The organism is Nanoarchaeota archaeon (assembly GCA_018897155.1).
GTDB lineage: Archaea > EX4484-52 > EX4484-52 > EX4484-52 > LFW-46 > LFW-46.
The window spans coordinates 1-9,033 of sequence record JAHILE010000039.1 but is presented as its reverse complement, the minus strand read 5'-3'; the positions used below and the strand labels follow the sequence as shown (position 1 = coordinate 9,033).

Genomic DNA, 9,033 nt, shown 5'->3' with positions numbered 1-9,033 from the left:
TGCTTTATTTTTCTGAAAGTGAAATAAGTCTTCAAGCCCTCGTCGGAATGAAATTCTTTTTTTCTGAATTTTTTGAGCGTTGAGCCGAAAAAGCCTTCCAGCATATTGTTTGTAAGGTATGCGCCGTCTGAGCCGGTAAACAGATCAAAATTATCATTGATTTTCTGAATGCGCTTCTGCAAAGCCTTTGGATAGTATGCGCTCTTTTTAATAATTTTATCCAGCCGGTTTCTTGCATCGTCTTTTGCTCTTGGCTTTAATCCTGTTTTTTCTCTTTTTCGCCTCAGTTTTTCGGCATACAAATGATCCCTAAAAACAGACATAAGCTCTTTTTCATATAATCGTGTGCAATAGGCAATTTTGTTTTCACGTGTTTTGCATTTATTTGAAAATTGCGCGTTTTTGAAATGAGTATCAAGGTCCTCTATTCCTTTAAGCTTTTCATTATATTTGTTCAGCTCTTTTTCCAAAGTTTCTATCAAATCAAGTTCCTGCTTGCGGTCATAAAATGTGTCAAACAGCGAATACATATTGCGGCAGTGGATAATATTCCACTTCACCTTTTTTCCGACTTTAAGAGCCTTTTGATATTCGTCCAAAATCAGCTTGTTCAAGTGAAAAACGCAATATTGAAGCTGTATCTTTTTTCCGAAAACTTCTTTGAATGCGTCAGGATACATTGTTTTCATGTCAAAAACAAAGCCTTTTGGCGATTTATCCGAAAACACGTCTTTCAATATGCCTTTCAAAGTATCATATGCCTTTCAAAGTATCCTTTGTCAGATCTTCATGCTTTGCCTCATAAATGGGCTTGTTGTTCTTGAAATCAAAAATAACAATCCGATATGCTTTCTTGCCGCCAACTGTCAAATATTGCTCGTCATATCCGTAAAAATCATCTTCCACAGCAAAATCAATCTCAAGATCGTTAAAATCATATAATTTCTTTTCGCAAATTGTTTTCAAAGTAGATTCACTGATACTGATTCCATACACTTCGGAAATATGCTTTGAAATGTCCGGATAGCTTGCGAATATTTTGCGCAAAGAAAGCGCAACAGAAAGAACCATTTGATCCAAATCGTTTTTTACCGAATCCACAAATTCGTTTTCGGTTTGGCAGGTCTTATCGCAATATTTGCAATACTGCTGCCCTTTTTTGAAAAATGAATCTATTGAGCGTGAAACAATATTGCCGGAATTGTTTGAGCCGTTGTAGCTGCATTTGCTGCCGCAAACAGGACAATCAATCCGTTCGGCATGTATCACTTTGTCAGCGCTTACATAGATTTTCGTATTTAAAATCGTTGCATGTTGATATATTTGGGAAACATGCGAATAGTTTATTAAGTTTGCCGCCAATAATTTCATTGAAACCGCCTCTGTTGCTATTGTTTTACTATGGTAACAATATGCGGTTTCGCATTTATATAGTCGAGGCTATTTGATTCCAAAATTCAATACACTCAATTATAGAATAAGTTGCAATGGAAATAGAGGTTATTGAATTATCGCTTTATCACGGAAAAATTGGGCAGACCCGATTTAACTATATATTTATTGCCGTCTATGTTATTGTATGGACACGCTTTTTCATTTTTTCTTTTCTTTGATGGCTGGAATGGCGGTCTTCCGGGGGGAGCGCAGGCTTAAGCCCATAATATTATTGGCTTTCCTGTCAGTATTGATTGATGCAGATCATTTTTTCGGCATGGCTGCCAGAGGAACGCTCCACAACATATTCATTGTTGTTCTTATTCCATTGATAGCGTTTTTTACATTCCATAAGTATGAAGGAAAGACATCGATACGCCTGCAGACATACGCGCTCATCCTTCTTGTGATGCTTACAGGACATGTTACTGCAGATATGTTTTATGGCGGCGAGGTCAAGCTGTTTTATCCATTTTCTTCAGAAGTGGTTCTTATTCCAAAATTTGAGCTGCTTGCAACAAACGCGTTTTATTCTCCTTTGATATCAAGGGATGGGATAGCATTGGCAATATATTCAATGATAATGCTCTCCGCATTCTTTGTAGAAGACGTTCTTTATCTTAGAAACAGGCGCAGGATTGTCAAGGCGCGCTATACTCTAAAGAAAGCAATTAATGGATGATCTATTTGTATTTCATCCTGACTAAGCCGATGCTTAGCATTGAAAGAATTACGGGAGCCGCAGATGTCGGGAATTCCGGTATCGGAACCGCATTGCTTTCTCCTGTCACAACTGCTTCCTGCCATCCGCCGTTGTTTGCCCTTATTTTAAAGAGGTAGTTTGCACCTGCATCGGCGCCAGGACCAAGAGCTATTTTTAATCCGGCGTTGCCGGAAGAATCAGTTTGCGAACTAAAAAGGTTGTTTGCGAAAGTGACTTTTATTTCACCGCCGCCGTTTGAAAGCAATGGGCCTTCACATGTGTTTCTATTTCCGTTAGTGTCTTTGCATATCCAGGAATCAATATACACATAAACGTTTGTTTCTGTGCTTGAATTAACATGTACTGTGGCTGTTGTGGTGGAATTAATAATTGATGTCACAGGATTTGGAATCATGCTTATAGACATATCTGCAGAAACTAAGTTGCCGATTAAAATTAATCCGAAAATTGCTGAAAATATTGTTGAGATTTTTTTCATAGCGTCCACCGGGCTAATTATGTGGTGCTCGAAAGTATATATACGCCTTTTTTTCGGCAACTGTCGATTATTTTTCAGTTTGGTCCGCTTGCTGCGGATTATCCAAACTGAAAATCATGCCGAGTAAATCTCAGCAAGCTTTTTAGACTTCGTCTAAAAAAAGATAGAAATTGCTTTATACAATTTCTTTATTTTTTCATTTTCACAAGCCCAAGGCTCAATATTGAAAGCATTGCCGGCAATACTGCTGTCGGGTATTCGGGTATTGACGGTGAATTTCCTTCCACATGCCATTCAACATCTTTTTCGGCTTCATAAGTGCAAGATGTTAGTTCTCTTATGCAGTATACTTCAATTTTGTGCTTGCCCGGTGTTAGGCCTGAGATTGTTGCATTATGTATTTTTCCGGAAGGTGTTCTAAACATTATGTATGAAACAGCGCTATCGTCAAGCGTGTACATGCAATCTGTATCTTCATCACTCACATTTGCAATAAGCTTTATTGTAGAATTTGTTGTGGAATCTTCCACAGGGTATCTTATATCCATCAGAAGTTCGTTATTGCAAGCAGCCATAACAACGCCTGAGGCGAGCATCAATCCAAACATCGCAGAAATGAAAATGCATGTTCTTTTCATTCATATCTCCGATAGAAATATGGCTTTAAAAGCATATATAGTTTTTTTACATTTTCATTTTTATGATGCCAAAACTCAGCATAGAAAGAATCACAGGGACTGCTGCGCTCGGATATTCCGGTATTGCCGGAGGCTCTTGGACATCCCATATAACATGATCGTTCATAGCCTGGCCGCAACCTTGGCCGGGATTATCAAATTTACAGCAGTGAACATGAACGTTGTGTGATCCTGCGCTTAATCCGGATAGAAGTTGGCCGTGATTTGTACCGCCAGTTATGTCCATAACAGTCCAACCGCCGCCATCAACCATATATTCACAAATTGCGTTTGCTGTGGATGTTGCATTAAGCTCTACAGAAGAATCTGTTGTTGAGCCGCTAGTCGGATTTGTTATTGTTACTTTATCTGCTGTGGGAGTTGCAGATACAAATGCTGCTGTAAAAATTAGTCCAAAAATAAGAGAAATCAATATTGTTGAGATTTTCATAACTACACCTACGTTGTTATTGTATGTTGTTATTATGAAATCATAATTTATATATCTTTGTATTGGTTCAGAATATTTTTAAACGGGCTGAAAACCCAGCCCGAATTAATTTATTTATATTTCATTCTGACTAAGCCAATGCTTAGCATTGAAAGAATTACTGGTGCTACGGATGTCGGAAATTCCGGTATTGCCGGAGGTTCTTCAACATACCAGTGTTCTAAGTCCTCTTCTTCATAGTTGCATCCATTCACAGCTATATTGCACTTTATTTCTACCTCGTATGCAGAATCACTTGGTGAAAGACCGGTAATTAATGCAGTATATGTACCACCACTATAATTCATTAAATATACTGTATCTGAGTCATCAGCACCCGGTTCGTCTAAATACACCATGGCTATGCAAGTAATATTCTCATTGATTGAGCCGTTGTATGTTGCCTCAGCAACTATAACTACTGAAGAACCAGTGGTTTCATCGTCATCCGGGGAAAGTATTGACACTTCAAGAAGATCCTCTTGGCAATAGTCGCCGCCGCAGGCCATTACTGCTCCTGAGAGAAGCATTAATCCAAAAATCGCAGAAATCAATATTGCAGAGGTTTTCATAATTCCACACCTGTTGTTATTATGAGCTCATTAATTTAAATACTTTAAAACGGGCTGGAAACCCAGCCCGTATTTTAATTTATCTGTATTTCATTCTTACAAGCCCCATGCTTATCATTGAAAGCACTGCAGGAACTGCAAATGATGGGAATTCCGGTATCGGAACTGAAGTGGTTTCACCAGTTACAACTGCTTCTTGCCATCCAAGTTTGGAGCGGACTATGAAAAGATAATTTACGTCTGACGGAGCATTTGCACTAAGTGTTATATTTAACAAAGCTTCATCAGTTGAATTTGTTACTGCTCCAAGAAGCCCGTTGTCAAATGTAACATACATTTCTGCGTTTACCTGATTTATAAAAGTGGATTCACATGTGTTTCTGTTTCCGTCAGTATCTTTGCATATGTATCCATCTATTGATACATCATGATTGCCGGTCACGTCTGTGTCTATTATCTGTACAACAGCATTTCCTGTTGTGCCAACCATAACAATTACAGGGTTTGGAGTTATTTTTATTGTCAGGTTTGCGAAAGCAAATCCTGCAAAAAGCATCATTCCAATTATTGCAGAAAATAACAGTTGTTTTTTCATGGCGTTCACCAGATAGTTTACTTTTACTATGTTAAAGTATTTAAACCTATGCACTATGCTAGAGTGAAGTATTTAAATTTATGTGTTGACGAATCAGGAGCGGATTTGAAATAATTACTATACTATTCTTGATCCCTATTTAAATCTTTTCATTATTTTGCAAAAACATAAGACATCTGACGTTTTTTTAATGTTTCACTATTTAGCGGTATTAAACATAGCTTTTTAAATCCATTGCTTTAATATATCCACTTATGAAGCTCGAAAGAATTCAGATATTAAGCATTGTATTGCTCCTTGGGTCGTTTCTTTATCTCTTTGAGATATTCTATCACGGCTTTGTGCAGGGCGATTTCAACAAAGTCCAGATAATACTCACATTCCTGCTTTTATTCGCAAGCGGAGGATTGCTCATCGGTTACCAGATGCTTGAAGGCACTGTAAAGAAAAAGGAGCTTTTTGAGATGGGCTCTTTTTTAGGGCTGAGTGTGCTAATGCTTTTTGCGATATTTTATACAAGAAACAGCGGAACAATAGTTCCGCTTCTTCTGGCTGCGGCCTATTTTGGCACAGCAGTATTCCTTATGGTGAAAAAAGACTTTCTTTCAAGCATAACAAGATCAGAAAACCCGATGATAAGATTTTCTTCAAGATTCTTCATAGTGCTTGGAATCCTGATACTGCCTGCGGCAGGCTATGAATACGGGATGACCGGAAGCGTTAATTTTCAATTTGAAGCACTTTACATGCCGCTGATAGGGCTGATTACCTATATAACAGAAAAGGTTGTCAATCTTCTTGGAATCCCGGTTTATTCGGTTTCAGCAATAGGGGGATATACTTTGATCGCATCAGATACAAAATTCAGGGTCTTTGTCGGAGCGTTCTGTTCCGGAGTCACTTCAATGGCTGTCTTCATTGCGGCATTCATCGCAATGTCGTATGACTTGAAAGTTTCGCATGCAAGAAAGGCCGCTCTTTTTGCAATGGGCATTATTGGCACATTTTTTGCAAACATCATCCGTGTTGTGATCCTTTTCCTTGTGGGGTATTATTATGGAGCAAGTGCACTGCTTACAGTGCATACGCATCTTGGATGGATAATATTTTTCATATGGATAACAATATTCTGGATGATCGCCCTGAAAGATACCGGAGGGGATGTCAGCAATAAAAAACACCCTTATCGATATAAGGATTGACATCCCTGGTGATTATAGGTGTGATTGTCCTTCTAAGCGCCCGGAAAAAGGCGGAACTTGTGATTGAGCGTATTGATTTGTCCGTACCTGCGGTACAAAAAAGCTTATAAATTCCCGTGGTCAATAATATTGAAAACCGAATTATAATTCGGAAAACCATAAAGGTGAACTGATGTACCTTGCTAAACTGCTTGGAAGTACAACTAAGATAAACATATTATCTGTCCTTATAACCAATCCCGGAAGATCATACTTTGAAAAGGAGCTTGCAGGAGAGTCCGGATGCTCTTTATCCGAAATCAACAGGCAAATAGGCGATCTTGTTAAATCAAATCTGGTGCGATTCCAGAAAATGGCCAAAGTAAAGATATACCGGATAAATGAAAATCACTTCCTTTTCAAGCCGCTTTTCGGCATATTCAGGGATTTGAATCTCATATATGAAGAAATTGCAGGAAACCTGGTTAAATTCTCAACAAAAAGGTTCGGAATCGCATGCGTAATCCTTATAGGGAGCCTTTCCAAAAAAGCTGTTAGAAGCGATATTGTTGAAGCTCCAAGTGATATAGACCTTATTTTCGTTGTTAAGAAAGATTCAGACATAAAAAACTTTAAAGAAGCATTAATCGGACATATAAATTCGGAGATAATCGAAACATATGGGATATCAATATATCCGATTGTAGTTTCAGAAGATTATTATAAAAAAGGGCTTGTCAATAACAGCCTGATAATAGAAGCACAGGCAAAAGGTAAGATTTTATGTGGTTCAAAGCCGAGAAGAATTGGTTAAGTGGTCGCTGCAGAAAGCAGAAGAATACTTTTCATCTGCAAGCTTGAACTTTGAAGCAGGCCGGTTATTCCCTGCCGCAGAAGAGACTTTCAGGGCAATAGAGGCATCGCTTGAGGCACTGCTTTTTCACCAGGGCATAAAGAACATAGAATATCCGGGCAGGGATAAAAATTTCACAGGTCGGCTTGCATTGCAATTTTTGATCAGGGATAATCTTGTCAATACAAATAAGATAAGCCGTGATGTTTCGAATAAATATCTTGAAGTGGCATCAGCCCTGCATACTGCGGGCTATGTTCAGGGAAGAATGTTTTCCAAATCTGAGGTTAAACATTATCTGATGATTGCTGAAGATATTCTTACGTTGGCAAAGTCGATCATTTTAAAGACGTGAATATATGAAAAAATACGAATACACATATAAAGAACCTAAGAAGCCAGAACGCAGGAAGTTCTCATACGAGTTTAATCAAGAGCGTACTGGGATGAATAAGAATCTTTTGATTGCTTTTGTTGCTTTGGTAGTTATTGATATTATTTTTTATTATCTTGGATTTGATGCCATTTACAGGGTTCTTCGTGCTGTTCTGGGGCTTGTTTTTGTATTGTTTATCCCGGGCTATATTGCTACTTTTGCGTTCTTTAAGGATGAGATTGATGAAATTGAACGGCTTGCTTTGTCTATCGGGCTGAGCATTTCTTTAGTTGTCCTGACTGTGATGTTTTCCAATTTGGCATTGAAGATTCCGATTAATTTCCAAACGATTGTTTTTGAGATACTAGCAATATGCGGTGCGTTCTATGGATTGTCTAGGATGCCTGCAATAAAAGTGCCGAAAAGGACAACGTATATATTAATGGGCGGGGGCTTAATACTGTTCATATTCCTTCTGGATATATTTTATCCGTATCTTGTAAGCAATGCGATAGAAGAAGAAAATCCGATGCAAAAGTTTTCACTTGAAGAGCTTTACAGCAATAGAATGGATGTGCAAAGATACTATCCGCAGAAAGGGATTGCTGAAACAATCACAAATGTGACAATACCTCCGACATCAGTTGTTATTTTTGACAGCAAGATTGCCCTGTTAAGCCACTCGATAAAGAATGCGACAGTGAGTGTGGGAAATTCTCTTCATATTGACTATTATTGGATGAGCGTAAATGAGACAGACAAGGAATATACAGTGACAGTTGACATAACAGATGCAGCGGGAAAGATAATTTTCAAGCAGGACCACAAGCTTCTTCGATTAAATAAAGGCGATGTTTTGATGGAAGAATATGATGTAAGGGTTCCTGCAATAAATGAAGGGACGTATTTAGTCCGTGTCGGGCTTTTCAATGCAAGCGTGACGTCAGGAAGTTTTATTGACAGCCAGAACAGAGCTGTGATTAATACGCTGAAGGTGATTAAGCAGGTTCTGATTTTTTCAGATTTGTATAACGAGAGCATGCTTGTTAAAAGATACTATCCGCAGAAAAAAATCGCGCAGCTAACAAGTGAAATAAAGATACAAAATCCCGTAGTTGTGAATTTTAACAACTCAATAGCCCTTCTAGGATACTCAATCAACAAAACAAATCTCAAATCCGGAGAATCATTCCATATAATATATTATTGGAAATCGCTTGATAAAGTTGATATAAACTATACTGTTTTTGTGCACATTACGAATGCCACGGGTTCAATGGGATTCCAGCAGGACCACGGGTTGCCATTAAAAACATCACTTTGGAGAAAAGGTGATGTTATTGCAGAGGAATATGATGTTAAAGTGCCTAATGTTGCTGCTGGAAACTACACAATACGATTGGGATTGTATGATTCATCCGGCACCAAAAAAAGAATGCCGATACTTTTTGGACCGATGGATAAAGAAAACAGGGCGATAATCGAAACATTTAATATAACGCAGTGAATGTTATGAAAGCGAAAATCAACGGCTATATTACTTCGATAATGGAAGAATCCGCACTGATAAAGGACAGCGGAATGCTCTTTCTTGCGGCTTTTGCAGGAAGCTTGTTTCTGTTTGTTGCGAATATCATGCTTTCCAAGCAGTTC

At 38.3% G+C, this 9,033-nt stretch carries 12 protein-coding genes; 5 read left to right on the top strand and 7 right to left on the bottom strand.

Annotated features, from left to right (window positions below; genetic code table 11):
• Nucleotides 1-749 (bottom strand): hypothetical protein (locus KKB09_04505; protein MBU4300456.1); only part of this gene is annotated, 749 nt, incomplete at its 3' end.
• A 4-nt stretch (nt 750-753) separates the two neighbouring features.
• Nucleotides 754-1,371 carry a hypothetical protein gene (locus tag KKB09_04500; protein MBU4300455.1) on the bottom strand — a complete coding sequence of 206 codons (618 nt, stop codon included), beginning with the start codon at nt 1,369-1,371 and terminating at the stop codon, nt 754-756.
• Nucleotides 1,372-1,579: 208 nt separating this feature from the next.
• Between KKB09_04500 and KKB09_04495 the strand changes: the two genes are divergently transcribed.
• Nucleotides 1,580-2,116 (top strand): metal-dependent hydrolase, encoded by a 537-nt coding sequence (locus tag KKB09_04495; protein MBU4300454.1) that lies wholly within the window; start codon nt 1,580-1,582, stop codon nt 2,114-2,116.
• Nucleotide 2,117: 1 nt separating this feature from the next.
• On the opposite strand, the gene KKB09_04490 is transcribed toward KKB09_04495, so the two are convergent.
• The 5 genes from KKB09_04490 to KKB09_04470 all read right to left on the bottom strand — a co-directional run bounded on the left by KKB09_04490 (nt 2,118) and on the right by KKB09_04470 (nt 4,970).
• A complete protein-coding gene (locus KKB09_04490) occupies nt 2,118-2,636 on the bottom strand; it encodes a hypothetical protein (GenBank protein ID MBU4300453.1) in 519 nt (172 codons plus the stop codon).
• 188 nt (nt 2,637-2,824) lie between these two features.
• Nucleotides 2,825-3,274, bottom strand: a complete 450-nt coding sequence (locus KKB09_04485) for a hypothetical protein (GenBank protein ID MBU4300452.1) — start codon at nt 3,272-3,274, stop codon at nt 2,825-2,827.
• A 46-nt stretch (nt 3,275-3,320) separates the two neighbouring features.
• Nucleotides 3,321-3,764, bottom strand: a complete 444-nt coding sequence (locus KKB09_04480) for a hypothetical protein (GenBank protein MBU4300451.1) — start codon at nt 3,762-3,764, stop codon at nt 3,321-3,323.
• Between the two features lie 110 nt (nt 3,765-3,874).
• Nucleotides 3,875-4,375 carry a hypothetical protein gene (locus tag KKB09_04475; GenBank protein MBU4300450.1) on the bottom strand — a complete coding sequence of 167 codons (501 nt, stop codon included), beginning with the start codon at nt 4,373-4,375 and terminating at the stop codon, nt 3,875-3,877.
• Nucleotides 4,376-4,454: 79 nt separating this feature from the next.
• Nucleotides 4,455-4,970 (bottom strand): hypothetical protein, encoded by a 516-nt coding sequence (locus KKB09_04470; GenBank protein ID MBU4300449.1) that lies wholly within the window; start codon nt 4,968-4,970, stop codon nt 4,455-4,457.
• Nucleotides 4,971-5,224: 254 nt separating this feature from the next.
• Here KKB09_04470 and KKB09_04465 point away from each other — a divergent pair, with 254 nt between their 5' ends.
• From KKB09_04465 to KKB09_04450, 4 genes are all read left to right on the top strand, one after another.
• Complete coding sequence (locus KKB09_04465) at nt 5,225-6,172, top strand: archaeosortase/exosortase family protein (GenBank protein MBU4300448.1); 948 nt, start codon at nt 5,225-5,227, stop codon at nt 6,170-6,172.
• 172 nt (nt 6,173-6,344) lie between these two features.
• Entirely contained in the window at nt 6,345-6,965 is a 621-nt protein-coding gene (locus KKB09_04460; GenBank protein MBU4300447.1) for a hypothetical protein, read from the top strand.
• Nucleotides 6,937-7,359, top strand: a complete 423-nt coding sequence (locus KKB09_04455; protein MBU4300446.1) for a HEPN domain-containing protein — start codon at nt 6,937-6,939, stop codon at nt 7,357-7,359. Before KKB09_04460 ends, KKB09_04455 begins: the two co-directional genes overlap by 29 nt.
• A 91-nt stretch (nt 7,360-7,450) precedes the next feature.
• Nucleotides 7,451-8,887 (top strand): DUF1616 domain-containing protein, encoded by a 1,437-nt coding sequence (locus tag KKB09_04450; protein ID MBU4300445.1) that lies wholly within the window; start codon nt 7,451-7,453, stop codon nt 8,885-8,887.
• Nucleotides 8,888-9,033 lie beyond the last annotated feature (146 nt).